This is a genomic window from Agrobacterium sp. MA01, from assembly GCF_009650195.1.
Lineage (GTDB): Bacteria > Pseudomonadota > Alphaproteobacteria > Rhizobiales > Rhizobiaceae > Allorhizobium.
The window spans coordinates 67961-93575 of the sequence record NZ_CP045856.1 but is presented as its reverse complement, the minus strand read 5'-3'; the positions used below and the strand labels follow the sequence as shown (position 1 = coordinate 93575).

Here is a 25615-nt window from a genome sequence, read left to right as displayed (position 1 = left end):
CGTCCTGGTCGTGCGAACCGTGTTGCGAGCGCCGCCATTCTTCAGAACATATTTCAAGCGATGAACGCGCGAGGCAATTCATCTGGAATCGGAAGATTACATTCAAGCCATTGCCACGGCTCAGTGTAGATCAGCAGCCTCCGCGTCTAGGCGGTCCATCTCAACAAACAGAATGAGGCCGGTCCCGTTCAGACCTTCGGCACATAATCAAGACCCGGGCCAATGCGAGCTGGACGTCCCGCCAGAAACAGCTCGCCGATACGTGGCGCGCTGCGCGAGATGACTTTGCCGCCCTTGACGACGCAGAGCCGGGTTGGCTTCAGCCTGAGCGCCTCGATCACGTCGGCCGCCTGCAGGATCACGAGGTCGGCCTTGCATCCGACCTCAAGGCCATAACCTTCGAGCCCCATTATTCTCGCCGAATTGACGGTCAATGCGTCGAAGATCCGCTTCTTGTCCTCGATGCCACCCATCTGCGCCAAATGGATCGCCATGTGACCGACTTCGAGCATGTCGGCTGACTGCAGCTTCTGCGGGATGCGTAAGTTCAGTGCTTGCGGATACATTTGCGAAGAGCGTTACTGGCTTTTTTGCCATCCTTCCAGCTCATCCGAAACACTTCTTTCCCATCAATAGCGATGACGAACCTTTGCTCGTTCCGCATCCCGGAAAGGGCCGCTGGCATGCTCGGAACGGCAAAAATCAATGTTCCCACGCCTGGCATTTCTGAACTCGCCGGCATGTTGTAAATGCGAACCGTTGCAGGACGCCCGTCGTCTTGCGTGAGTGAAGCAGAAATTTCTCTGAACGCTTTTGGACGTGGAATATCCTTGCCGACAAACATCAGTAGGCCGCCATCCCAGCTCTTGTCGGCGCCCGTGAGCGTGACGGAGCCGTGGAGATTAACATAAGTTGCCGCACAAAACTCTCCCGGTTGGGCTTCAGCTCGGGCCTGATAATGATCCCAGTAACCTTGCCAATAGCGCATAAACACGGGGTCTTTGCGCAGCCTTTCTACGGTTTCATCATCTTGTCGCCTCTGTTCAAGCTGGGCCTCCTGTTCCGGTGTTAAAGTATAATCCCGAGACAGTTGGTAGGACGGTCCGTCATCGATGCCTGCACTAATCCTTCGCTGAACGTCGGCGTAAAACGCTTGTGCAGAACTCTCACTGGCCATCTCGTTAAACGACTGTGCCTGTAAGGAAGTTGCAAATTGTAGGGGTAGGAGTGCACACACAGCAGCAATAGACGACTGTATTATCGAATGGGAGATCAATAGTTTGCTTAGCCGCATAATATGATCCTTTCCTTCAGCAATCCCTGAACGACGTTTTGTTACTGTGTATATCTGCAACGACGGATATTTTGCGGAATTGGTTGTCACGTAAAACACCAAGGACAACCATGCTTCTCATATCGATTCAAAAGACGCGATTATTCATCTACAAAACAGCGCTCATGAACTAGCAAATCTGGCACCCCAATGCGCTAGTTGCTTGTAATATTCTTTAACCTTGATGCGAAACTCAGTAAATTCGCAACTAACGAATTATTCCAAATTCAGAAAGCAAAAGAATCACAGTTTCATCGCTGCAGTGAGAATATAATGCCTGTCTGTCTTTACGTGCACAGACCACCCCTGCTTCCCGCAGCTTGCCCAAATGCTGGGAAATAGCCGATTGGCCCATTTTCATATCAGCCGCAAGTTCGCCCACGGACCACTCCCGCTCGATGAGCCGAAGAAGAACGCCGAGCCGTACAGTGTTCGATAAGACCGTGAACACGATGGTGGCGTTTTTCCAGCAAGGGGCCGGAATTGCTCTGGCGGCTCTGTGGCGCAAGGCCCCTCGATACGATCTTCAATGCAATGCCTCCAGTTGCTATTCTTATTTACGCTTTATGGGATGACGCCGAGCTGGCGGTCAGAAAAGACGCACTTCCTACTGGTCGTCCTCATCCGTCTGTTGGTCAGTTCGGCGGCCATATGCTGGTCCTGCCATCTTTCTCAAAGAACAGCCTTTGGTCGGTCTGTAGGCAGCAGCAGTACCAATTCGTCGCGAGGCCCGACGGGACATTATCGGGCCTCGCTTCTTGTCGGCTCCCCACGAAGCGTGGATGCCTGGAGCAGATTGCGCACTAGTCCAGGCGGCGAGCGACAATGAAATGACGCGGGGGTCGGCGCGGAAAATCACCGACCTCGATGAGCTGAAAACCTTGGGCCCGTATACGTGCCTGAAGGGTTCTTCGTGTGAGGAACAGAACTTGGGGGGCCTTCCCCATACGCGCCATCATCGCCACGACAGGCTTCAGAAGGAGAAAACTGGAATCTGCCAGACAAGGCGTCTTAGAGATGAAGAACCCTCCCGGTCGGACGCGTCCTGCAACTGCGGCAAGCGCCTCATCCAGATCCCGCACTAGATGCAGAACATTAAAGGCGGTAACCACATCAAATGTGCCGACAGGCAGATGCTCGCGGGATATTGGCGCGACTTCAAAGGTGACATTTTGTGGCGCATCGGGAACCTCGAGCTTCTGCCGGGCAATCCGGACCATGGCCTCCGATACATCACAGGCTGCTATTCGTCTTGCTGACCGTGCCAGAAGCAAGGCACTCGTTCCTGTTCCGCAGCCAACCTCCAGAACACGGGAACCTGCGTTCAAAAAGCTGCGAGTCCGCTCCAACGTATACTCAAAGGATCTCATATCCTTGATTGGGTCGCGGGCATACTTTTCCGCGATCTGATCCCAAAACGCTGCATCTGCGGTCATCCGTCTCTCCAATGGTGGGCTGGAGTTCAATTAGCTTCATGCGATAGTTTTGGGAATTGCGCTTTAACGTTGAAGTGATATGCATATTTGCATGAATTGGAACAAGCTGACTTTTGACTGGAACCAGGCACGCGCGCTCGTAGCTGTTGCCGACCTAGGCTCGCTCTCAGCGGCGGGAAATGCGCTGTGTTTGACGCAGCCGACCATCGGACGTCAAATTGCTGCACTGGAAGCGGCGCTCGGGATTGTGCTGGTCGAGCGTCGCGGCAGAACACTTGTGCTGACGGACACGGGGCGCCAAATCGCAGATGCAGCCAGATCCATGGCTGAGGCAGGGATGCGACTCAGTTTGGTCGCCTCTGGCCAAGCAAATGGCGTATCAGGTCCGGTCAGCATTTCTGCCACCGACATGTTTGCTCACTACCTGCTACCAGAAATCCTGCGCCATTTGCACTCCATTGCACCGGGGCTTGAGATCGAAGTGATAGCCTCGAACGAGATCAGCGACATCAGGACACGTGAAGCGGATATCGCAATCCGTCATGTGCGCCCCGTTGACGGAGAATTGATAGGGCGGCTACTACGACAAACAAGCGCCCATCTTTACGCGGCTCGTAGCTATCTAGATGCCTATGGACGCCCTTTGAATTTAGGTGACCTCGCTGGTCAGCGCTTTGTTGCCTACGGAAACAAAGGCGACATGGTCCGACACCTGCAAAAGCTCGGTATAGACGTCAAAGAAGCCAATATGTGCTTCAATTCGTCAAATGGAACCGTCGCATGGGAAGCTGTTCGCAAAGGATTTGGATACGGGTTCATGGCCATCGACTTCATTCCATTCGCCCCTGAGGTAGAGGCGGTCTTGCCTGAATCCATCTGTGTCGAATTTCCGATATGGCTCGTAACGCACCGCGAACTCCACAGCAGTACCAGGATCCGTCTCGTGTTCGATGTACTGACTAAAGCGTTGTCTGTTTTGCCATCAGGGCGAGTGGGGCAACTGGTGGGCAAAGCCTGATCAGTGTCATCCGAGCATATCCATCGGCAAAATGGCTACTGATAGCGCCACTGCCACGACCTATTTGCTCTCGTCAACTCGACTGCCCGGTGCCGATACCGTTCCCGGATATGTGAACGAGGGGAGTGCGTCGCAAAACTCCATCGCAAAGTGCAGACTTTTGCGAGGGACTTGCGCGATAGAGATTGTTCTCAAAGGTCAACCGATCCGCTTCGCTTCACAGTGTCAGTATTTGTGCGACATGACCCGTTACCCGCGAGCCCGCAAGGCGGCCGTTACAGGCAGGCGGGTTGCGGAAAGAGCAGGCAAAGCGCCGCCGACAACACCGATTGCCAAGCCCAGAAGACCTGCTGTCAGCATCACATAGCCATTCATTGTCAGCTGGAACGACAGGCTCGCATTGTTGGCGCCAACGGTACTGGCTTGCCAGCCGTTGAACACCAACCATGACGCGATCAGGCCAGCGGTGACCCCTAGCGCTGCGAGCGCAACGGCCTCAACCCATGTCGCAATGAAAGCGGAAAAACGGCTGAAGCCGAGCGCTCGTACAGTGGCGATTTCGACCGTCCGATCAGACACCGAACTCATCATCGTATTGAGCGCCCCGGCCGTTGCGCCGAGCGCCATCAGCAGAGCCAGCGGCCATCCGAACAGCCGAATGAGATTAGCCGTTCCGACTGATTGCGCGGCATAGAGATCAGCTTCGGTCACGACATTCAAAGGCGTATCGGAGATGGTTGCGAGAGCGGCTCTCAGTGTACCGATCGCATCAATCTCCTCAAGCCGCAAGCGAAGGCTCTGCACTTCGCCCTGCCGGTCGAAGGCGGCGCGAACCGCGTCGAGGTCGCCCCATATTTCGGATTCGAACGCACTGCTACCTGAGGAGAATTGACCGACCACCGTCCAGTTGACGGAGCCCAGCCGCACTGATTGCCCGATCGCAAGCGCTGGGAACGCGGCAGCGATCTGCTTTCCGACGACGATCTCGCGCGCACCCGGTCCTGCAAAGCGCCCTGTTGTCAATGTGATCCCATCCCTCAAGACGGGGCCGGTCGGGTCCATGCCCCGCAGCGCCAGCATCTTTGTCTGGCCAGTCTTGTCATCGGCCTTTTCGACGGGCACGACGATTTCTCGTGACACAATGAGGTTACCCGCTGAACCCCGTGCAGCGCCTATGTCGCCCCGCATCGCCTCGATGGTGCGGATGACGCCGGCCGGCACATCGGAGCCGGTCTCCTGATTTGTACCGCCTCCAAGGATCACGGCCACGGTCGGCGAACCGGCGCTTTTCAACGCCGTCTCGAAGCCGGCGGCCATTGAGAGAAAGCCGGCCAGCACGCAGACGACGAGCGCGACGGAAAGGGCCATGGATGCCGCGATCGCCGAGCGACGTGGCAGGCTCAGGAGGTTTGCTCTGGTCATGACGAGCACTTGCTTGAATTGGGATGACATCTTCTTATCTCGCTCTAAAGGCGGCCGTGATCGGTGTGCGCATGGCGTTTATGGCCGGTATCAGGCCGGTGACGAGCCCAAGCACGGCGATGAGTGAGGCGGCCTTGGCCAGCACCGTCATCGAGAAGACGAGGCCGAGCGCCGGTCCGGTCACCACTGTGGCAAGCTTTGCCAGGACAAGGCCGAGTGTGCCGCCGAGTGCAAACAGAAACAGTGTCTCGCCGAGGACAAGAATGAAAATGCGCTTCTGTGAGAAGCCCAGGGTTTTCAGGACACCGATTTCGAAGGTGCGTTCGCGCACCGCAAACATCATTGTATTGATGACGATCATCAGCAAGGTCACGAAAGCGGCGCCAATAACTAGATTGATGATCAACCCTACATCGGCATATTGGCGCAGGAAGCCTTCCAGGAACTGCTTTTCCGATTGAGTGCGGGTAGGTGTCGCCGAATTGGCGAAGAGGGCATCGATACGCGCTGCAAGCGCGCCAGCGGAAGTACCCGGCGCAGGCCGCACGACGAAGGCATCGACGGTATCCGTGCCCCGCGAACGCGCCGTATTGATGTAATCGTAGTTTGCCAGCATGAAATAGGTGTCGGTGCTGGCGGTCTCGCCTTCGAAAATGCCGGCGATGTCGAAGCGCCAATCGCGGGTTCCGTCTTTGCGGGCGGTCTGGAAAGATGTGACCGTGATGCGCTGACCAACCGACCATCCCTGTGCTTCCGCGAGCGCACGGCCCACCAGCACTCTGTCGCGCGCCTCCCCGAGAGCTGAAACTAGTTCCGGCGTCAGGCCAAGCTCCTGGCCGTTCACCTTTGCAATCAGTGCCGGGTTGCCAGCGCTCACGCCCACCACGTTCTTCTCGACAGTCACGTAGCCGCGCATGCGTGTCATGTAAGCGACCGAAGCGACACCGGGTTCGGAGGCGATGCGTGTCATAGCGGCCATTGGCAAGGCTTGCGTTCGCCCTGCTGTGCTCATGACACCCAGGAGATCATCACTGGCGCCGGTCGTTCCCTGTGTGCCATCAAGAAAGCTCGCGGTCAGCCCATAGATCAGGAAGGCGACTGTCACGCAAAAGATCAACAAAAACGTGCGCAATGGCTTGCGCCAGGCGTTGCGTCTGGCGAGGCGGAAGAAGCTCATCAGGCGGTCTCCCTCTCGTCGACGAAACGTCCCTTGTCGAGATGTAAGGTCCGGCGGGCGTGACGTGCGGCCTGCGGATCGTGGGTCACCATCACGATGGTCTTTCCCAGCTCTCGGTTGAGGAGACGCAACATGGCCAGCACGTCGTCTGCGGATTTGCGGTCGAGATCGCCGGTCGGTTCGTCACACAACAGTAGATCGGGATCGGCCGCGATGGCGCGCGCAATGCCGACCCGTTGTTGCTGGCCGCCGGACATCAGCCCCGGATACTGTCGCTCACGCCCCGCAAGGCCCACGAGATCGAGAACCTTGCCGACGCGGATGCAACGCTCCTTTGCAGAGACAGGCTTGAGCAGGAGCGGCAGTTCGACATTCTCCGCCGCAGTGAGCATAGGTAGAAGGTTGTAGAACTGGAAGACGATGCCCATGTTGTGCGCACGCCATGCCGAACGGGCGCTTTCGCCCATCAGGTCCAGTCTGGCGGCGCCAATGGCAATCTCGCCCGCGTCCGGGCTTTCGACGCCCGCCAGCATATTGAGCAGCGTCGATTTGCCCGATCCCGACGGCCCCATGACGGCGACGAAATCGCCTCGCGGGATATCCAGATCGAGATCGTCAAAGATCGAGATTGCCTCTCCTGCGAACCTGTATCCCTTTTTGACATGTCGAAAACGGATAAAGGGCGTGTCTGTTGGCTGGTCGCTCATGGCTGGGCTTCTCCCACGTAAGGTTGGGATTGTGTCTGGGGTTTCGGAACAGAGATGCGGATGCGCGCCGCCATGTTGGGCCTGATGCCGGCAGGCGGATTGAGGAGTGAGAGCCGGATTCCGACCGTGCCTTTTTCGACGGATGCGACCGGCGCGACCCGCTGCAGCTCGATCTTGAACGGCTGATCCGGAAAACCGTCCAGGACAGCCTCGCCAGGCAAGCCAGGTCGAAGCATCGAGGTATTGGTTTCGGCAACATCGGCGTCAATGACCATGCTGTTCATGTCCGTGAGCGTCAGAAGGCTCTGGCTTTCCCGGACGCTGTCTGCACGGGCAAGGACCGTGTCGCCTACATGGGCGGTCAGCTTCGTCACGGTTCCGGCAAAGGGCGCGCGCACTGTCAGTGAATCCACTTGCTCTTGTGCAATGCGGATTGCGAGTTCGGCCCTGATGACATCCTGGCGAGCCTGATCGACGAAGTTTGAAGCGCTCTTCCAGGCTGCTTCCGCGTCTTCATAGTCCTTTCTGGACGTCGCATTCCGCTGAACGAGCGTGTCGACGCGATGAAGAGCCGCCGCTGTCTGCGCAAGGCTGATTTCTCGTGCAGCTAGGACCAGATCGGCGGAGACCTTGGTCGCCCTAACCTGTTCAAGAGCCAGAGTTGCGCTCGGATCCTTCAGGATGACCAGTGGCTGGCCGGATTGGACACGGTCGCCAAGGTCGATGGCAATGCTGGTGATCTCGCCCTGGTATCTGGCGTAAACAGATGTCGATTGCGGTGCGACCAGATAGCCGGAGCCGGTAATCTCACGTGCGGCTGGCGGCGACGGATTCGCATCAGCAGGCGATTTACCGCTCTCGATCCTATCCTCTTCGAGCGGGATGGACCGAACCGTTGTGGCAGGTTCAAGCGCTCCGAAAAGTGCAGTCTTGATGTCAATCGCAGAGTTCGGGGAGATGAGGATGACGGCCGCAGGAACCACTGCGGCAGTCAGGACGCCTATGATCCAGAGGATCACTTTGCGGCGTGGCTTCGGCGGATCGGTCATCGTCTCCAGGGACAGAGACTTGAGCGTTTCGACGAGCTTCCGGTCGTATTCGTTGAGCGTGTTCATGCCGCAAGCAATGCGGGCTTTACGGGCACCGCTCGACCTCGAACACGTTTTAGACCGTACTGAATCGCGATTTCGGACGTGATGAAGGCGAACTCAGCCGTGATTTGCGCGCTTTGCTCGCCGCTGGGCAGGTGTCATATCGGTCACCCTGCGGAACTCGCGGTTGAAATTGGATTTGGTCTGAAAACCCACATCGAGCATGACTTCAGTGACCAATTTTTTCGTCTCGGCCAGGAGCCTGCAAGCCTCCGCGATACGGAACTCATTGACATATTGCGAGAAATTCTTGCCCGTGGTCCGATTGATCGCGGTCGAAATTTGTCGCGCCGGAATAAGGGCTTTGCGCGCCAGCCGATCGATCCCACGCTTCGTTGTAGAAGAGCGCCAAGTCAGCAGATCGCCTAATCTGCTGCAGGGCTTCAAGAAGCAGCGCAACTTGACGAATATCCTTCTCCGCTTTGCCGACCCCTGACCGTCATTGTGCTGGTGGCTGGCGACTATGAGCTTGTGGACCGCATAACAGGAGGGATCAGGGACCAAAACGGGGACACCGCTTCGGTGGAGCAGCATCGTGCCTTAACCGAATGAGGCCTGTTCCGTTCAGACCTTCGGCACATAATCAAGACCCGGGTCAATGCGAGCTGGACGTCCCGCCAGAAACAGCTCGCCGATACGTGGCGCGCTGCGCGAGATGACTTTGCCGCCCTTGACGACGCAGAGCCGGGTTGGCTTCAGCCTGAGCGCCTCGATCACGTCGGCCGCCTGCAGGATCACGAGGTCGGCCTTGCATCCGACCTCAAGGCCATAACCTTCGAGCCCCATTGTTCTCGCCGAATTGACGGTCAATGCGTCGAAGATCTGCTTCTTGTCCTCGATGCCACCCATCTGCGCTACATGGATTGCCATGTGACCGACTTCGAGCATGTCGGCAGAGCCCATGGAATACCAGGGGTCCATGGTGCAATCCTGGCCGAAAGAAACGTTGAGCCCGGCCGCCATCAGTTCGCGCACGCGGGTGAGCCCGCGCCGCTTGGGGTAGGTGTCGTGCCGGCCCTGCAGCATGATGTTGATCAACGGATTGGGAATGACGTTGATCTCAGCCTCGGCCATCAACGGGATGAGCTTCGAGACGTAATAGTTATCCATGGAATGCATGGAGGTCAGATGCGAGCCGGCGACGCGGCCCTGCAAGCCATGGCGGATGGTCTCGGCAGCAAGCGTTTCGATGTGGCGCGACATTGGATCGTCGGTCTCGTCGCAATGGATGTCCACCGGCAGGCCGCGCTCTGCCGCGAGCCGGCAAAGTGCTTCGAGCGACAGCCGCCCCTCGTCCATGGTGCGCTCGAAATGCGGAATGCCGCCGACGATGTCGATCCCCATGTCGAGCGCTCGCTCTAGTGATCTCACACCCTCGGCCGCGCGGTAGTAGCCGTCCTGCGGGAAGGCCACGAGCTGCAGGGTGATATAGGGCGCCACCCGCTCGCGTACCTCGATCAGGGCTTCTGCCGTGACCAGCCGCGGATCAGAGGTATCGACATGGCTGCGGATGAAGAGCAGGCCCTGCGACACGGCGAGATCGCAGTAGCGCAACGCGCGGTCAACCAGCGCCTCCCTGGTCAGCTGCGGCCGCAATTCACCCCAGAGCGCAATGCCTTCGAGGAGAGTGCCCGACACATTCATCCGCGGCATTCCGAGCGACAGCGTCGCATCCATGTGGAAATGCGGATCGCAGAAGGGTGGACTGACGAGGCGGCCAGTTGCGTCGATTTCCTCGCCGGCGACGGCGTCAAGATGTTTCTCGATGGCGGCAATGTGCCCGCCGGTAAGCCCGATATCAAAACCCTGGCGGCCGTCAGGCAGATTGGCGTTTCGCACGATCAGATCGAACATGGGAGACCTCTTGGCTTCAGCGCTCGCCGCGCCGGTAGGGTTGCATCAGTGCCTGGGGAACGCGGGCGCGGCGCGCCATGACGGCGAGTGCCACGATCGAAAGGACATAGGGGATCATCAGGAAGAGCTGGTAGGGTACGGTTCCGCCAAGCGTCGTTTGCAGACGCAGTTGGAAGGCGTCGAAAAAGGCGAAAAGCAGGGCTCCAATCAATGCCCGCTCCGGCCGCCACGAGGCAAAGACCACCAGTGCAATGCAGATCCAACCGCGCCCCTGCACCATGGTCGGGAAGAAGCTGTTGAAGGCCGAGAGCGTGAGGAAGGCCCCGGCCATGCCCATCAGCGCGCTGCCGGCCATGACGGCGCCGTAGCGGATCACCATAGGGTTGATACCCTGGGCTTCGGCGGCATGCGGGTTCTCGCCGGTCATGCGGATCGCAAGTCCGAGCGGGGTGCGGAAGATGACATAAGCAAGAACGAGCGCGAGCAAGATGGCGAGATAGGTCGGCGGTGTCTGGACAAAGAAGGCTGGACCAACGAAAGGCAGGTCGCTCAGGCCCGGGATCGCAATCGGCTGGAAAGGCTGGATGGTCGGAGGCGTGCCGGCGACGGGCACCAGCAGGCGGAAAACGTAATAACTGAAGCTCGAGGCAAAGAGTGTGACTCCAAGGCCGGAGACATGCTGGGACAGGCCGAGCGTGACCGTCAGAACCGAATGCAGCAGGCCGAACACGGCCCCGGACAGTGCCGCAATGAGGAAACCGGTCCACAGGTCCGCCCCGTTATAGACGGCGAGCCAGCCAATCATCGCGCCGAAGGTCATGATGCCCTCGATGCCAAGATTAAGCACGCCTGCCCGCTCGCAGAGCAGGGCACCGAGCGTGCCAAGAATGAGCGGGGTGGCGATCCGCAGGACCGCGCCCCAGAGGCCGGCAGAGGCGATGATATCGACGACCTCGTTCATCGGCGGATCCTGTACTGAGTGAAGAAGACGGCGATCAGCATGGTGAGAAGCGATAAAGCGACGATGACATCGGCGATGTAGCTCGGAATGCCCATGCTGCGGCTCATCCCGTCGGCGCCAACGAACATCGTGGCGGTGAAGAGGGAAGCGAGTACGACGCCGAGCGGATTAAGATTGGCGAGCATGGCCACCACAATGCCGGAATAGCCGTAACCTGGCGACAGATCGGTGGTAACATAGCCCGTCACACCCATGACCTCGACGGCACCGGCCAGTCCCGCAAGTCCGCCGGAAAGGCAGGCGACGGCAATGAGGGTGCGGCCGAGAGGCACGCCGGCAAAGGTCGCGGCCTGGGGATTGAGACCAGCGGCCCGGGACTGCATGCCAAAGACCGTGCGCGACTGGACGAAGGCAAGCACGACAGCGAGCACGACTGCAATGACGAGGCCAAGATTGAGCCTTGAACGGGCCAGCAGCTTCGGCAGCATGCCGGCATCGGCGACCGGCTGTGACTGCGGCCAACCGAAGGCCATGGGATCCTTCAGCACCGTGTCGATCAGCATTGAGACGAAAAGCACCGCGACGAAATTCAGGAGAAGCGTCGTGACCACCTCATCGACCGAAAAGCGCAACCTTAGCCACAGCGGCACAAGCAGCAGCACCATGCCCGCCACCGCCCCAAGAACAAGCAGCACGGGGATCTGTAGCGCCGCCGGCCAGTCGCCGACCAGCTGCGAGCTGACCGCCGCGACCGTGATCGCGCCGATATAGAGCTGCCCTTCGGCGCCGATATTCCACAGGCGCGCCCGAAAGGCGACAGCCGCCGTAAGCCCGGTCAGGATCAGCGGTGTCGCGCGCGTCAGGGTCTCGGTGGCCGAGAGCCGGGAGCCGAAAGCGCCCTTGAGGATGCCCCAATAGGCCTCCAGGACCGGCGCCCCGGCGAGGGCAATAAGCCCACCGGCAATTGCCAAGGCCGCGACGATGGCGATTAGCGGTGTCGCCACCACGAGCGCTACTGAGCGATGTTCGCGCCGCTCAAACCGCATGGACGACCTCTTTTTCCCATTCGCCGGACATCATCAGGCCAAGCCTGCGCGCCGAAGCTTCCTCTGCCGGGATTGGCGGCGAGAGCCGACCGCCGACGATCGCCTGGATGCGATCGGCAAGCGCCATGACCTCGTCGAGATCCTCGGAAATCAATAGAACCGCCGTTCCCTGCCGCCGTGCCTCCAGGATGCGTTCATGGACGGCTGCCACGGCACCTTCGTCGAGCCCTCGGGCAGGCTGGGCCGCAAGCAGGATGCGCGGGCGATTGATCAGGTTGCGCCCGAGGATGAGCTTCTGCATGTTGCCGCCGGACAGGAGCCGGATGCGGCTTGCCGGGCTGCCGCCACGCACGTCGAACTGGTCGATGATGCGCTGGGCAAGCGCCAGACCCGCAGCACGCTGCACCAGGCCGTTTTTGGAAAAATCCGCCAGGCGCTCGAGCACGACATTTTCCCAGATCGACATCTCTCCGATCACGCCGTCCTTGTTCCGGTCCTCGGGGATGCGGCCAATCCCCAGGGCTACGGCATCGGCGACCGATAGCGCGCCGACCGCCTCACCGAACAGCAGCAGGTCCCCAGAGCTCTTTGCCAGCGTGCCGGAGAGTAGTTGAGCAAGGTTTGCCTGGCCATTGCCGGAAACGCCGATGATGCCGAGCACCTCGCCAGCCCGCAGCCTAAAATCGATTGCCTTCAACCGGTCGACCCCGCCGACACGGGCGGTGACGGCCGCGGCCTCAAGCACGATCTCGCCGGGCGTGGAAGCCTCACGCACCGGCCGCGTGACGGTGCGCCCGACCATGAGCTCGGCAAGCTCGGCCTTGCTCGTCTCAACAGCCAAGCGCTCCGCGACATGCCGGCCACCGCGGAGCACCACGATGCGGTCTGCCGTCGACATCACCTCGTCCAGCTTGTGCGAGATAAAGATCAGCGACAGCCCCTTTGCCGCCATGTCTTTCAGCGTCGCAAAAAGCCGTTCCGCCTCGATCTGGGTCAGGACGGCGGTCGGCTCGTCGAGCACCAAAATCCGGGCATCGTTATAGAGGGCTTTAAGGATCTCCACCCGCTGCTGTTCGCCGACCGAGAGATCGCCGAGGCGGGCATCCGGATCGACCTTCAGGCCGAAGCGTTCGGCGATTGAGAGCAGCCGGGCGCGGGCCTGCGTCCGACGAGACCGGAGGGACCAGAGGCTTTCGGTGCCGGTTGTGACATTTTCCAGCACGGTAAGGTTCGGGGCGAGCGAGAAGTGCTGGTGGACCATGCCGATTCCTGCGCGGATCGCTGCACGCGGCTTGCCTGGTGCCAAGTCGCGGCCATCGACGCGCACATGGCCGGTATCAGGAACATAGTGGCCGAACAGGATGCTCATCAGGGTCGTCTTGCCGGCACCGTTTTCGCCGAGAAGAGCGACGATTTCGCCCTTGCCGAGGCTGAGGGAGATATCGTCGTTAGCGAGCGTCTGGCCGAACCGTTTGCTGACACCGGATATTTCGAGAACGGGTGTGTTCATGCGTCCAATCCTGCGACGGGAAAGCGATGCTGCCAGCGGCCATCCTGCTCCAGCACGGCAGCGAGCCGCAAGAGCAATGCATCCGCCCCCATCGGTGCAATCATCTGCACCGGCAAGGGCAGCCCGTGCTCGTCAGCGCCGAATGGCAAAGTGATCGCTGGAAAGCCGGAGGCATTGGCCAGCGCTGCCAGCGGCGCAAAGGCCGCCATGCGCTCGAAATGCAGGTCAGTGTCGGCATGATCGCTCGGAAAGCTGCCAACCGGCAGCGGTGCCGAGGCCAGCATCGGCGCAATCAGGCAGTCCAGGCCGTCGAACAGCCGCCACAGATCACGGCTGACCAGAACCATGGCATTAAGGCTCTGCCAAAGGCTACGGGCCGACAGGGCAAGGCCCCGCTCGATCACGGCCTGCGTCAGGCGCTCGGTCCGCGTCGCATCGAGATCAAAGTGCGTGATCGTCTCGGCGAGATTGATGCAGACGATGTCGACAAAGATCCGGCGACTGATCGCGGAGATGGCCTCGATCTGGCTGAAAGCGACCGGCACAAGGACATGGCCGTCGCGTTCGAGCCGGCGCGCGGCCTCCTCAGTTGCGGCGGAGCGCTCGGGTTGGGTCGGATGGTCGGATCCGGTCGCGGTGAGAACACCGATGCGCATCCGCCCTTCGGGAACATCAGCCAACGCGACCGGTGGAAATGGACCGCAGGCATGCCCGCCAAGGACCGCAAGAATGGCCGAGGTATCGCGCACCGAACGGCAGACGGCCAGTTCGGTCGCGATGCCGCCCAAGTGGTTGCCGAAATGCGGGCCGGCCGGCATCAGGCCACGGCTGGGTTTGAGACCGACAAGACCACAACAGGCCGCCGGCACCCGAATAGAACCACCAGCATCGGTGGCATGGGCGATCGACACAATCCCGGCCGCCACGGCCGCAGCCGCTCCGCCGGACGAACCACCGGCGGACAGAGCGGGTGCGAGCGGATTGCGGGCAATCGGACCGATCTCAGGTTCGCTGGCAAGTGACAGGCCGAATTCGGGGCTGGTGGTCAGGCCAAAGAGACAGAACCCGGCGGCGCGGAACCGTCCCGCGAGATCGGAATCGACGTGACCGCCGCGACGCTCAATGAGCCGGGAACCAGCCGCGACTGGAAATCCGGCGAAAGGACCGCCGAGATCCTTGGCGAGCGTGGGCACTCCCCCAAAGGTCATGGGCGGACTGTCAGGATCTGCTGTCGATCGGGCAGTAAAACTACGGGCCGCTTCCAGCCCGAGCTCCGCATCGATATGGGCGATGGCGCCGAATTCCCGGTATTGGTCCGCGGAGGCAAGTGCAGCCTGCATGGCCTCGATGGCGGAGAGGCGACCGGAGCCGATCGCCTCTGCCAGACCCGTTGCGTCTGAACGCATGGACGGGCTTACTTCGGCTCGTCCATCACTTTCGGAACTTCGAATGTGCCGGCTTTGATCTCGGCACGCTTGGCCTCCATCGCCGCTTCGGCATCGGCCGGAGCCGTACCCTTGACGTAGAGGATGTCACTGCCGCCTTCCTTCATCAGGCCATAGGCGGTATAGTCGCGACCTGTCGGCTTGCCGGCGGCAACATCGGCGATTGCGGCGTTGAGGATCGGGCGGAAGTTCCAAAGGGCGTTGGCGAAGACGGTTTCCGGATAGCGCGGGGTGTAGTCGACCAGCGAGCCGATCGACTTGATGCCACGCTCCTTGGCCGCATCAGCCGTGCCAATGCGCTCGCCGAAGAGGATGTCGGCGCCCGCGTCGATCTGGGCAAGGCCAGCCTCGCGCGCCTTTGGCGGGTCGAAAAAGGTGCCGATGAAGGTCACGAGATGCTTGGCATCCGGATTGACTGCCTTGACGCCGGCGGCGAAGGCATTGATCAGCATATTGACTTCCGGGATCGGCATAGCGCCGACCGAGCCGACGACGTTGGACTTGGTCATCTTGCCCGCCAGCATGCCGGCGAGGTAAGCGCCGTCGAAGTTCCAGGTGCCGAAGACGCCGAAATTATCCCCCGACTGCTGGCCGCTTGATCCCATCACGAAGGCCGTCTCGGGATAGTCAACCGCCACTTCGCGGGCCTGTTTCTCGACCGGGAAAGTTTCGCCGATGACCAACTTGGCGCCCTGCTCGGCATATTCGCGCATGGCGCGCGGATAGTCGGTGCCGGACACGCCTTCGGAGAAGACATATTCGATCGCCCCTTCGGCCGCAGCATCTTGAAGCGCTTTGTGGAGGACGGAATTCCAAGCATTTTCAACGGGCGAACCGTGAACACCGGCCACTTTGATCGGTGCTGCGGCACGCGCTGTGGGAATGAAAGTCGAGGCACTCAGGGCAAGACCCGACGCAATAATGCTGCGCCGGGAGATCAGGATCTCTCTGGACATTGGCGGTTCCCCATTTTTTTACCAATTGGTTTAAAGGGGTAAGGCAAGCCTAAAAAAGTGTCAAGGACGAGTCTTGTGCATAAAATAGACAAAGCAGCCGGTTCTCACAGTCGAAGCGGACGGGGATGGCCCGGCGGCGTCCTGGCCGAGCGCCTACTGCTACACAAGCCATCGTCGCACACACCGAGGTTGACTTTTGTCAGCGGTAGTGAATTATGTCAGAGCCACCTGATGAGAGCAAGATATGCCGATCCGCGCCTCCGACCAAATCATTCACAAGGCCGCCTGGCTCTACTACACACATGGGCTTCGTCAGGACGAAGTGGCGCAAAGGCTCGAGATCTCCAGAGCTTCGGTCGCCATGTATCTTCGCAGAGCGCGCGAGATGGGCATCGTCACGATCACCACCTCCTCGGAGCTGTTTTCCGATGACGTCCTGGCACGCGAACTTGAGGACGCAACGGGTCTGACGACCGTCTGGATCGTGCCGGAAGACCGTCAAGCGATGGATCCGGCGGCCGAGATGCCTGTCGTGGCCGCGTCCGTCTTTCTGGAGCTGATAAACAAGGGTGAGAGGGTAGGCGTGGCCTGGGGCCGCACCGTCTACCACATCGCCGACGTCATGCCATTTGCTGACTTGCGCGGAGTCACTGTTGTTCAGCTCTGCGGCAACTTGGGAGCCCCCTACTCCTATCGCCCAGATCAATGCACCACGGAAATTGCCCGACGACTTAACGCGGAAGGCATCAATTTTTACGCACCGTTGGTGCTCTCCTCGGAACGGCTGGCCGATGAGTTACGCGGCGAGCCGGTCATCCAGGAGCAGCTTGCCGCTATTTCCGACTGCCAGTTGGCGCTCTATTCCGTCGGCGGCATCGAGGCTGACAGTCACCTCGTCAAATGCGGTGCCCTTTCGGCGCAAGGTATGCACGAAATGGGTGAACTGGGGGCAGCAGGCGTCATTGCCGGACAGCTCATCGATCGGGACGGCCGCTGGATGGATTGCGCCCACAATCGGCGCTGCATCTCTGCAGATCTTGATTCCATCCGCGCGATCAGGAAGCGAATGCTCGTCGTCCAGGAAGACAACAAGTTCGAACCGTTGATTGCGGCATTGAAGGGTGGCTTTGCCTCGCATCTTGTCGTCACCACCTCGATGGCGCGAAGGGTTCTGCAACACTGGAGCCACGAAGGGCTCGGCAAGGTGGGTTCGGGCAAGGCTTGAACCTCTAAAGCTTTGGTCCACCGATGCCGGTCGGACCGGTATCGGGGAGGTTGAATATCATGGAAAATCTCTGGCGCGACGACGAGGCCGAACGGTTCGTTGCAAGCTATGCCACGAAGGGCGTCAATCGCGACCTGGCGCTACGCACATACACGACACGTCTTCTTGGGGGGGAGCCGCGGCTTGTCCTGCACGGCGGCGGCAACACGTCCGTCAAGACGGAGGTGACCGATCTCGTTGGCGATACCCATGCCGTCCTCTGCGTCAAAGGCAGTGGCTGGGACATGGGCAGTATCGAACCGGCGGGCTTGCCGGCCGTAAAACTCGCTTCGCTCCTGAAGAGCCGCAGACTGGCGACACTCTCAGACGAGAACATGGTGACGCTTCTACGCGCCAACCTGATTGACCCGGGTGCCCCCAATCCATCCGTGGAAGCGCTTCTGCACGCCTTTCTTCCCCACAAGTTCATCGACCACACCCATTCGACGGCGATCCTTGCGATCGCCGACCAGGCAGAGAGCCGGGAAATGAGCCGTGATCTCTTCGGTAGCAAGATGGGCTTCGTGCCCTACATCATGCCAGGTTTTGCATTGGCGAAGGCGGCGGCGGAGGTATTCGACCAAGATCCCACAGTCGAGGGACTGATCCTCGACAAACACGGGATTTTCACCTTCGGCGACACAGCCAGAGAAGCCTATGACCGGATGATCCATTATGTCACGGTCGCCGAAGATCACGTCAGGAACAACGGTCGCAATCCCTTCACGCCTGCCAGTATCCCGAACGAACTCGCAAGTGTGGGCGAGATCTCCCCGCTCCTGCGCGGTGCCGTCGCCGTCTCCAGGGGCGAGGGCCGCTACGACCGCATGGTCAACGTGTTCCGTACCTCGCCGCAGATCCTTGACTTCGTCAATGCAACCGAAGTCGCCGACATGGCCGCCAGAGGCGTATCCACCCCCGACCTCTCGATACGCATAAAGACGGGCCCGATGGTGCTGCCGGCACCCTCCGGGGACGACATCCCCGGTTATCGCACTGCTATCGACGAGCGGGTTGCCGCCTTCGCCTCTGACTACACCGAGTACTTCCGCAGCAACGACGCCCGCGACGACGTCGCGCGCGTCATGCTCGATCCCATGCCACGCCTGACGCTGGTGCCAGGCCTTGGCATGTTCGGCCATGGCCGAACCTTCAAGGATGCAACAATCGCGGCGGATGTCGGCGAGATGTGGATCGAGGCGGCACGTGATGCAGAAGCCGTGGGGCGCTTCGAGCCTGTGAGCCGGCCCGATCTTTTTGATCTCGAATACTGGTCGCTGGAACAGGCAAAGCTCGCTGGCGCCAAGCCAAAACCATTTACCGGCCAGGTTGCCGTGGTCACCGGTGGAGCCGGTGCCATCGGTGCAGCCATCGTCAAGGCATTTGCAGCCGAAGGCGCGCATGTCGTGGCGCTCGACCTCGACGGTGACAAGGCGGCGGCGACAGCCCGGTCCGCCGGGAACAATTCGATCGGCATCGCTTGCGACATTACTAACCCCGCATCCGTGCGTGCCGCCTTCGACAAGACGATCGCCACCTTCGGTGGCGTCGACATCGTTGTATCGAATGCAGGTGCGGCATGGGAAAGCCCGATCGCCACCATGGATGATGCGCTGCTCCGCCGGAGCTTCGAACTGAACTTCTTCGCTCATCAGACGGTGGCACAGAATGCCGTGCGCATCATGAAGGCGCAACAGACCGGGGGGGTGCTTCTGTTCAATGCCTCCAAGCAGGCAGTCAATCCGGGAGCCAAGTTCGGTGCATACGGGCTGCCAAAGGCTGCTACCCTCTTCCTTTCGCGCCAGTATGCACTTGAGCATGGAGCTGATAACATCCGGGTAAATGCCGTGAATGCAGATCGCATCCGCTCTGGTCTGCTCAACGACGAGATGATTGCCAACCGTGCTGCCGCCCGGGGCCTTTCCGTGAAGGAGTATATGGGAGGCAATCTGCTCGGCCTGGAAGTCACGGCCGAGGATGTGGCACGGGCATTCGTACACCACGCGCTCGCCGAACGGACGACCGCCGATGTCACCACCGTTGACGGCGGCAATATCGCGGCAGTCCTGCGCTGACTTCAAGGCAGACCGCGATCTACCCACTTCCCCGGATATGAAATCAAAAGGGGCGGCCACCAGGCCGCCCCTCTGTACTGTGACCTAAAAGAAATCAGGGCTTGGGCATCCATGCAGGCATGGCGACATCGGCATGAGCGAATTGCGGCAGCTTCGCACCAAGCTCTTCCATATTCTTGATGTCCTGCTCGTTGAGGTCCTTCTGCGTGATCAGCGTTGGCGGCACGATGACCTGCTTGCCCGGATCCTCGCCGGCCAGCAGCATGGCAAGTGTCCGCACCGAAACCTGCCCGACGACCGCCGGGTTTGTCGCAGCAGTCGCAACCCAAGCGGAGCCAGGCTCGCGCATCGCGGCGATGTCAGAGGTCGAGATGTCAGCAGAGTAGATCTTGACGCTGGAGGACATACCCGCTTCGTCAACGGCGATCTTCACACCCTTGGCGAATTCATCATAAGGTGCGAACATCACGGTGATGTCGGGATTGGCCGAGATGACCGAGCGAGCCTGGTTGGCAACCGAATTCGCAATCGGGTTGTCCATCGTGCCGAACTGGGCCGCCTCGTTGATGCCCGGATACTTGGCCTTGAATTCTTTCCATGTCTCATCGCGGCGGTCGAGTGGCGCAATGCCGGCGACGTAAACATAGCCGGCCTTGAAGCTCTCCCCATTGTCCTTCACAGCCTCCTCAAGCGCCAGGCGGGCCAGATCCCGGTCGGACTGTTCGACCTGCGGAATATTGTCGTTTTCGACATTCACATCGAAGGCAACGACCTTGATGCCAGCATCGACTGCACGCTGAGCAGCTTCCTTCATCGACTCCGTCAGCCCGTGCTGAATGATGATGCCCTGCACGCCAAGCGCGATCGCCTGATCGACCATGTCGGCTTGGAGGGCCGCGTCCTGCCGGCTGTCAAGGACCTGAAGCTGGACGCCGAGCGCCTTGGCCTGCGCCTCCACCCCGGCGAGGTATGACTGGAAGAAGTCGCCCGTCGACAGGTAACGCACGAGCGCGATCTTGACGTCCCCTGGCTTGTCGAACGGCTTGGGCATATCGGCAGCAAAGGATGGCGCCACAAATGTCGTTGCAGCCATCAATCCGAGCGTCATCCTGCCGAGGGTTCTTCGTGTAAAGTGCATTTCGGTCTCCTCCACTTTGAACATTGACTTCTCGCCGAGACCTCCCGTCTCAGCGTTTGCCTCTTTTCGAGAGCGCAAAGGTGAAAATCAGGGCGATGACAAGCACTGCGCCCTTGACGAAATCCTGCGTGTAATAGGGCGCGTTCATCATCGTCAGACCCTGCAGAAGAATGCCGACGAACAGCGCCCCGATGGCTGTGCCGAATGCATTCGGCTTGGCTGCGCCCAGCACGGCAAAGCCTATGAGTGCAGCAGCCACGGCATCCAGAAGCAGATTGTTGCCCGAGGCTATGTCGCCGCGCCCGAGACGAGCTGCCAGCAGGATGCCGCCAATCGAAGCGAAAACGCCGGAGATGACATAGGCAGCGATCTTGTAGGCATTCACTGGCGCACCGGCCAGGCTGGCCGCACGCTCGTTGGAGCCGACTGCATACATCATGCGGCCGAAACGGGTATATTCGAGGAAGAACCAGATGACGATCGCCAGCACGATCAGGACGACCACCGCGACCGGAACGAGGTTCGGCAGGATCAGATCGAACCGATGGCGGCCGAGCGCCAGGAATGCAGGACTGAACGCGCCAGTCGCTGTTGAGCCGTCAGGAAGCGTCATACCAGCCGCGATCGAGCGGCCCTCGGTCGGAATGCGCTGAAGCCCCAGAAGCAGGAACATCATGCCGAGCGTCGCCAAGAGGTCCGGTACCCGCATGTAGACGATGATCAGGCCGTTGATCAGACCGACAGCCATGCCGACAGCAAGGCAGACGAGCGTCGCGGTCAAGGCGTCGCCACCCAGCACCACCATCACATAGGACGAGGCCATCATGGCTGTCGTGGCGACAGAGCCGATCGAAAGATCGAAACCGCCGACCACAAGCGTGGCCGTCACGCCAAGCGCCAGGATCCCCGTGATCGACACCGATTGCAGGATGAAGACCGCACTCTGAGGCGAGGCAAAGCCCCCGGTAACCAGGGAGAAGTAGAGGACCATTCCTGCGAGCAGAACAAGAAAGCCGTATTTGATCGCCGCTTCACGTATGTTCAAGCCGGCTGGTGGAACAACGCCGGTGGTGGCGGATTTGCTCTCTTCATTCATCATCTTGCGCTCACCTGTTGATAGGATTTTCCGGCGATCTCCGAGAGCAATCGCTCGACATCGATGTCTGTATTGCGGTGTTCGCCGACGATGGTGTGTTCCGACATCACCAGGATGCGATCGGCGACCTCGAAGGCTTCGTCGAGTTCCGTCAGGAAAAGAATGGTGGATCGGCCAGCGGCGGAAGCGCGAAGCTTGTCGCCAATGTCCCGGCGCGCGGCAATGTCGACACCCTGGAAGGGCTCGTCGAGGATCAGCAGGCGCGACGGCTCGGACAGCCAGCGGCCGACCATGACCTTCTGCTGATTGCCGCCCGACAGCGTCTGCATCTCGTCGCGTTCACTTCGGCAAACGACGCCCAGATCAGCGATCTGCTGGCGCGCCTTTGCTCTCTCTGCCCGACGGCTGGCAACACCAAGGGAGGAAAGGCGTCGCAGGAACGGCAGGCTGATATTCTCATAGATATTGAAATCCGGCACGATGCCGCTGATCGCCCGGTCCTTGGCAACAAGGAAAACACCGCGCGCAATTGCCTGTCTTGTTGTCTTTGGCGCGTAACGCGTGCCGTCGAGTGTCATCTCGCCGGCGGCCGGTGCGCGGGCGCCGAAAAGTGTCTCGGCGAGCGCGCTCTTGCCGACGCCGACGAGCCCCGTGACCGCGACGATCTCTCCATCACCAAGGTCAAAATCGAATGGACGCGTCTGCGACGAAAGCTTCAGTGCCCGAACGCTAAAGATCGGACGGCCCGCCGAACGCACGGCAACCTCGCCAGCGGCGACCTTTCGTCCGAGCATCGCGTTCACTGCGCCCTCATAGTCCAGGTCCGGGCCTTCAAAACGGCCAGTAATGCGGCCGTCGCGCAGCGCCAGAATGCTGTCAGCAAGGCGACGGATATCTGACATGCGATGGGAGATGTAGAGAATGGCGACGCCACGCGCTTTCAGGCGATCGACAAGCTCGAACAGGCGGTCGGCCTCGGCGCTCGATAGCGAGGAGGTGGGTTCGTCGAGGATCAGAACCCGCGGCTCATGGGCCATTGCCCTTGCAATGGCCACCATTTGCCGGTCCGCGAGGGTCAGGTCGTTGATGCTCGCGGAAAGATCGATCGAAAGACCCATGCGTGCGGCGACTGCCGCAGCCTCGCGACGCACCCGGCGCGGATTGAAGAACAACCTGGCACCGCGTCCATTCAGCCGATCAAGGGTGAGATTGGTGGCGACATCGAGGTCGGCAACGACCCCGTCATCGATGTTCTGGTGCACGGTGACAACACCCGCACGGATCGCCTCGGCCGGGGTTGCCGGCTCGAAAGCAGCTCCCGAAAGCGTGATGGTGCCTGCGTCCCGCGTGTAGACGCCGGAGAGAATGCGCACAAGCGTGGATTTGCCGGCGCCGTTGGCACCCATCAAGACCGTTACCGCGCCAGCCTTGAGCTCGAGATCCACCCCCTGGAGCACCGTTACCTGGCCAAACGATTTGCGCACGCCCTCAACGCGAAACACTGCCATTTCACCCATGCATTCCTCCCATTGGCATCACGTTAGGATAGCCATTCATCAAATGTCAAGGCCGTTGACAATTGACAGAATCTCGCCTTAGCTTTGTGCAAGACAGCATGGAGCGTGCGGTGGAGGCCGCCCCGTGCACGGGAGGAGATTGCCATGGAAAGCCAGGCCTTCGAGGCGCTCAGTGCGGATACTTTGCCGGTTCGAATGGGCGGAAATACTGCCGTTACGGACAGGATAGGCGAGGATTCGTCCCGCTGGACCATCAGGGAAGTCGGCGACGGCAACCTCAATCTGGTCTTCATCGTAACGGGCGAAAAGGGCGCCGTTATCGTCAAGCAGGCGCTACCCTATGTGCGCCTCGTCGGTGAAAGCTGGCCGCTGCCGCTCAAGCGTTCGTTCTTCGAGTATCATGCACTGACGCGTCAGGCGCAGCGCGATCCGGGCATGGTGCCGGAAGTCTTTTTCTTCGACGAGACCCAGGCGATCATCGTCATGGAGTTTCTGACACCGCACGTCATCCTCCGGCGGGCTCTGATCGATGGAAGAACACTACCGAGAGTGGGGCGCGATCTCGGCCTGTTTGTTGCCCGCACCCTGTTTCGCGGCTCCGACCTGTCCATGGTGACGCGTGACAAGAAAGCGGACGTCGCACTGTTCTGCGACAATGTCGAGCTCTGCGACATTACGGAAAACCTCGTCTTCTCCGATCCCTATTTCGAAGCGACGCTCAACCGCCATACCACACCACAGCTTGATCCAATCGTGGCAGAACTGCGATCCGACCGTGATCTCAAGGTCGAGGCGCAGCGCTTGAAGCACATCTTCTCGGCCAAGGCCGAAACGCTCTGCCATGGCGACCTTCACACGGGCTCCGTCATGGTGACGGAAAACGAGACGCGCGTGATCGACCCGGAATTCGCCTTCTATGGCCCCATCAGCTTCGACGTCGGCATGTTGATCGCCAATTTCTGGATGAGCTATTTCTCGCAGGCGGGCCATGAGACCACTCCTGGTGCTCGCGACGGCATGCGCCTCTACCTGCTCGAGACAATCGAGACGCTGTGGGACACATTCCGCAGCGAGTTCGCCCATCTCTGGCGCACCGAGCGCCGGGGCATCCTCTACCAGGCGAGCCTGTTCGAAGATCGACAGGATCCGCTTGCCGCCGAGCAGGCATTGAACATCGTCATTGATGAGATCTGGTCCGAAATGCTCGGGTTCGCCGGCATCGAGATCCACCGCCGTATCCTCGGCCTCGCCCACAATGCCGATTTCGAAACCATCGCCGATCCCGAACGCCGCGCATGCTGCGAAAGCAAGGCGCTGAAGCTCGGGCGTCACCTCGCCGTCAATCGACAGCGTATCCACAGTCTCCGGGACATCCGAACAGCCGTGGAGCGACTTGAAAAGGAGATTCTCGCGTGAAAGTCGGAGAACGCCACTACCATACCATCTGGGTGAACGAAGACGGTCGCTCGGTCGACATCATCGATCAGCGCTGGCTACCGCACGAATTCCGGATCGTGACCTTGAAGAGCGTCAACGACGTTGCAGTCGCGATCCGCGACATGTGGGTGCGCGGGGCGCCCCTGATTGGCGTGACGGCCGCCTATGGCGTTGCAATCGCCATGGCAAAGGACCCATCGGACACGCATCTCGATGCCGTCTGGGAGGAGTTGAACGAGACTCGCCCGACAGCGATCAACCTGCGCTGGGCACTGAATGCCATGCGCGCGCACCTCGCCGATCTGCCGGAAGTCGATCGCGCAGAGGCTGCCTACAAGCGCGCCGCCGAGATCGCCGAGGAGGATGTTGAACTCAACCGCTCCATCGGCGCCAATGGTCTCGAGGTGATCCGGCAGATTGCGTCGAAGAAGAAACCTGGCGAACCGGTCCGCATCCTCACGCACTGCAATGCCGGCTGGCTCGCGACGGTCGATTACGGCACCGCCACCGCGCCCATCTACATGGCCGTCGAAGCCGGCATTCCCGTTCATGTCTATGTCGATGAAACGCGGCCGCGGAACCAGGGTGCCTATCTGACGGCCTGGGAGATGAACGGCCACGGCGTGCCCCATACGCTGATTGTCGACAATGCCGGCGGGCACCTGATGCAGCACGGCGATATCGACATGGTGATCGTGGGAACCGATCGAACCACGGCAAACGGCGACGTCTGCAACAAGATCGGCACCTATCTCAAGGCGCTCGCAGCCCGCGACAACGGCGTGCCGTTTTATGTGGCACTGCCTTCGCCGACCATCGACTGGACGGTGCATGACGGTGTGAAGGAGATCCCGATCGAGGAACGCGCCGCCGATGAGGTGAGCTTCGTCCAGGGGCGCGCAACCGACGGCTCGATTGCAACCGTGCGCATCTCGCCGGAGGGCAGCCCTGCCGCCAACCCTGCCTTCGACGTCACGCCTGCGCGCCTGATCACCGGCCTCATTACCGAGCGCGGTATCGCTGCGGCGTCGCCCGAGGGCCTGAAGGCCCTTTTCCCGGAACGGAGCTGAGA

Annotated in this window: 21 protein-coding genes and 3 pseudogenes; 5 read left to right on the top strand and 19 right to left on the bottom strand. The window is 60.3% G+C overall.

Features of this window, described 5'->3' with window-relative positions; all coding sequences use genetic code 11:
* Window positions 1-188 precede the first annotated feature (188 nt).
* From GH983_RS23110 to GH983_RS23095, 4 genes and pseudogenes are all read right to left on the bottom strand, one after another.
* Window positions 189-521, bottom strand: a pseudogene (locus tag GH983_RS23110) (amidohydrolase family protein); the annotation flags it as partial.
* A gap of 26 nt (window positions 522-547) precedes the next feature.
* Window positions 548-1384 (bottom strand): hypothetical protein, encoded by an 837-nt coding sequence (locus GH983_RS23105; RefSeq protein ID WP_153763828.1) that lies wholly within the window; start codon window positions 1382-1384, stop codon window positions 548-550.
* A gap of 157 nt (window positions 1385-1541) precedes the next feature.
* A complete protein-coding gene (locus GH983_RS23100) occupies window positions 1542-1784 on the bottom strand; it encodes a metalloregulator ArsR/SmtB family transcription factor (protein WP_246727661.1) in 243 nt (80 codons plus the stop codon).
* A gap of 352 nt (window positions 1785-2136) precedes the next feature.
* Window positions 2137-2769 (bottom strand): bifunctional 2-polyprenyl-6-hydroxyphenol methylase/3-demethylubiquinol 3-O-methyltransferase UbiG, encoded by a 633-nt coding sequence (locus tag GH983_RS23095; protein WP_153763826.1) that lies wholly within the window; start codon window positions 2767-2769, stop codon window positions 2137-2139.
* Between the two features lie 91 nt (window positions 2770-2860).
* Between GH983_RS23095 and GH983_RS23090 the strand changes: the two genes are divergently transcribed.
* The gene (locus GH983_RS23090) at window positions 2861-3787 is read left to right on the top strand and encodes a LysR family transcriptional regulator (protein ID WP_069044352.1); all 927 of its coding nucleotides are present in this window, start codon (window positions 2861-2863) and stop codon (window positions 3785-3787) included.
* Window positions 3788-4036: 249 nt separating this feature from the next.
* Here the strand turns inward: GH983_RS23090 and GH983_RS23085 are convergent, their stop codons facing one another.
* The 12 genes and pseudogenes from GH983_RS23085 to GH983_RS23030 form a co-directional block, all read right to left on the bottom strand.
* Entirely contained in the window at window positions 4037-5239 is a 1203-nt protein-coding gene (locus GH983_RS23085; protein ID WP_153763825.1) for an ABC transporter permease, read from the bottom strand.
* A gap of 4 nt (window positions 5240-5243) precedes the next feature.
* Entirely contained in the window at window positions 5244-6386 is a 1143-nt protein-coding gene (locus GH983_RS23080) for an ABC transporter permease (RefSeq protein WP_153763824.1), read from the bottom strand.
* A complete protein-coding gene (locus GH983_RS23075) occupies window positions 6386-7093 on the bottom strand; it encodes an ABC transporter ATP-binding protein (protein WP_153763823.1) in 708 nt (235 codons plus the stop codon). The genes GH983_RS23080 and GH983_RS23075 overlap by 1 nt, the downstream gene beginning before the upstream one ends.
* A complete protein-coding gene (locus GH983_RS23070; protein WP_069044100.1) occupies window positions 7090-8208 on the bottom strand; it encodes an efflux RND transporter periplasmic adaptor subunit in 1119 nt (372 codons plus the stop codon). The genes GH983_RS23075 and GH983_RS23070 overlap by 4 nt, the downstream gene beginning before the upstream one ends.
* A gap of 93 nt (window positions 8209-8301) precedes the next feature.
* Window positions 8302-8568 (bottom strand): annotated as a pseudogene (locus GH983_RS23065) (helix-turn-helix domain-containing protein); the annotation flags it as partial.
* Window positions 8549-8781 (bottom strand): annotated as a pseudogene (locus GH983_RS24615) (GSU2403 family nucleotidyltransferase fold protein); the annotation flags it as partial. The pseudogenes GH983_RS24615 and GH983_RS23065, both read right to left, overlap by 20 nt.
* Before the next feature lie 27 nt (window positions 8782-8808).
* Window positions 8809-10098, bottom strand: coding sequence for an amidohydrolase family protein (locus GH983_RS23055; protein WP_069044098.1), 1290 nt, complete (start codon window positions 10096-10098; stop codon window positions 8809-8811).
* 16 nt (window positions 10099-10114) lie between these two features.
* Window positions 10115-11059 (bottom strand): ABC transporter permease, encoded by a 945-nt coding sequence (locus GH983_RS23050; RefSeq protein WP_153763822.1) that lies wholly within the window; start codon window positions 11057-11059, stop codon window positions 10115-10117.
* The gene (locus GH983_RS23045) at window positions 11056-12105 is read right to left on the bottom strand and encodes an ABC transporter permease (protein ID WP_153763821.1); all 1050 of its coding nucleotides are present in this window, start codon (window positions 12103-12105) and stop codon (window positions 11056-11058) included. Before GH983_RS23045 ends, GH983_RS23050 begins: the two co-directional genes overlap by 4 nt.
* Window positions 12095-13615 carry an ABC transporter ATP-binding protein gene (locus GH983_RS23040; RefSeq protein WP_153763820.1) on the bottom strand — a complete coding sequence of 507 codons (1521 nt, stop codon included), beginning with the start codon at window positions 13613-13615 and terminating at the stop codon, window positions 12095-12097. Before GH983_RS23040 ends, GH983_RS23045 begins: the two co-directional genes overlap by 11 nt.
* Window positions 13612-15021, bottom strand: a complete 1410-nt coding sequence (locus GH983_RS23035) for an amidase (RefSeq protein ID WP_153763819.1) — start codon at window positions 15019-15021, stop codon at window positions 13612-13614. The genes GH983_RS23040 and GH983_RS23035 overlap by 4 nt, the downstream gene beginning before the upstream one ends.
* Before the next feature lie 8 nt (window positions 15022-15029).
* Window positions 15030-16016 (bottom strand): BMP family protein, encoded by a 987-nt coding sequence (locus GH983_RS23030; protein WP_153763818.1) that lies wholly within the window; start codon window positions 16014-16016, stop codon window positions 15030-15032.
* Window positions 16017-16260: 244 nt separating this feature from the next.
* Here GH983_RS23030 and GH983_RS23025 point away from each other — a divergent pair, with 244 nt between their 5' ends.
* Together GH983_RS23025 and GH983_RS23020 are read left to right on the top strand one after the other, a co-directional pair.
* Window positions 16261-17241 (top strand): sugar-binding transcriptional regulator, encoded by a 981-nt coding sequence (locus tag GH983_RS23025; protein ID WP_153763817.1) that lies wholly within the window; start codon window positions 16261-16263, stop codon window positions 17239-17241.
* Window positions 17242-17300: 59 nt separating this feature from the next.
* Window positions 17301-19355, top strand: a complete 2055-nt coding sequence (locus GH983_RS23020; RefSeq protein ID WP_153763816.1) for a bifunctional aldolase/short-chain dehydrogenase — start codon at window positions 17301-17303, stop codon at window positions 19353-19355.
* A 94-nt stretch (window positions 19356-19449) separates the two neighbouring features.
* Here the strand turns inward: GH983_RS23020 and GH983_RS23015 are convergent, their stop codons facing one another.
* The 3 genes from GH983_RS23015 to GH983_RS23005 are packed head-to-tail and all read right to left on the bottom strand — an operon-like array spanning window position 19450 to window position 23106.
* Window positions 19450-20493 (bottom strand): substrate-binding domain-containing protein, encoded by a 1044-nt coding sequence (locus tag GH983_RS23015; protein WP_153763815.1) that lies wholly within the window; start codon window positions 20491-20493, stop codon window positions 19450-19452.
* A 49-nt stretch (window positions 20494-20542) separates the two neighbouring features.
* Window positions 20543-21592, bottom strand: coding sequence for an ABC transporter permease (locus GH983_RS23010; protein ID WP_194842866.1), 1050 nt, complete (start codon window positions 21590-21592; stop codon window positions 20543-20545).
* The gene (locus GH983_RS23005; protein WP_153763814.1) at window positions 21589-23106 is read right to left on the bottom strand and encodes a sugar ABC transporter ATP-binding protein; all 1518 of its coding nucleotides are present in this window, start codon (window positions 23104-23106) and stop codon (window positions 21589-21591) included. Before GH983_RS23005 ends, GH983_RS23010 begins: the two co-directional genes overlap by 4 nt.
* A 144-nt stretch (window positions 23107-23250) precedes the next feature.
* On the opposite strand from GH983_RS23005, the gene mtnK reads away from it, so the two are divergent.
* Both mtnK and mtnA read left to right on the top strand, forming a co-directional pair.
* On the top strand, window positions 23251-24522 hold the full coding sequence (gene mtnK / locus GH983_RS23000; RefSeq protein ID WP_153763813.1) for an S-methyl-5-thioribose kinase: 1272 nt from the start codon (window positions 23251-23253) through the stop codon (window positions 24520-24522).
* A complete protein-coding gene (gene mtnA, locus GH983_RS22995) occupies window positions 24519-25613 on the top strand; it encodes an S-methyl-5-thioribose-1-phosphate isomerase (RefSeq protein ID WP_153763812.1) in 1095 nt (364 codons plus the stop codon). The genes mtnK and mtnA overlap by 4 nt, the downstream gene beginning before the upstream one ends.
* The last annotated feature ends 2 nt before the right edge of the window (window positions 25614-25615 follow it).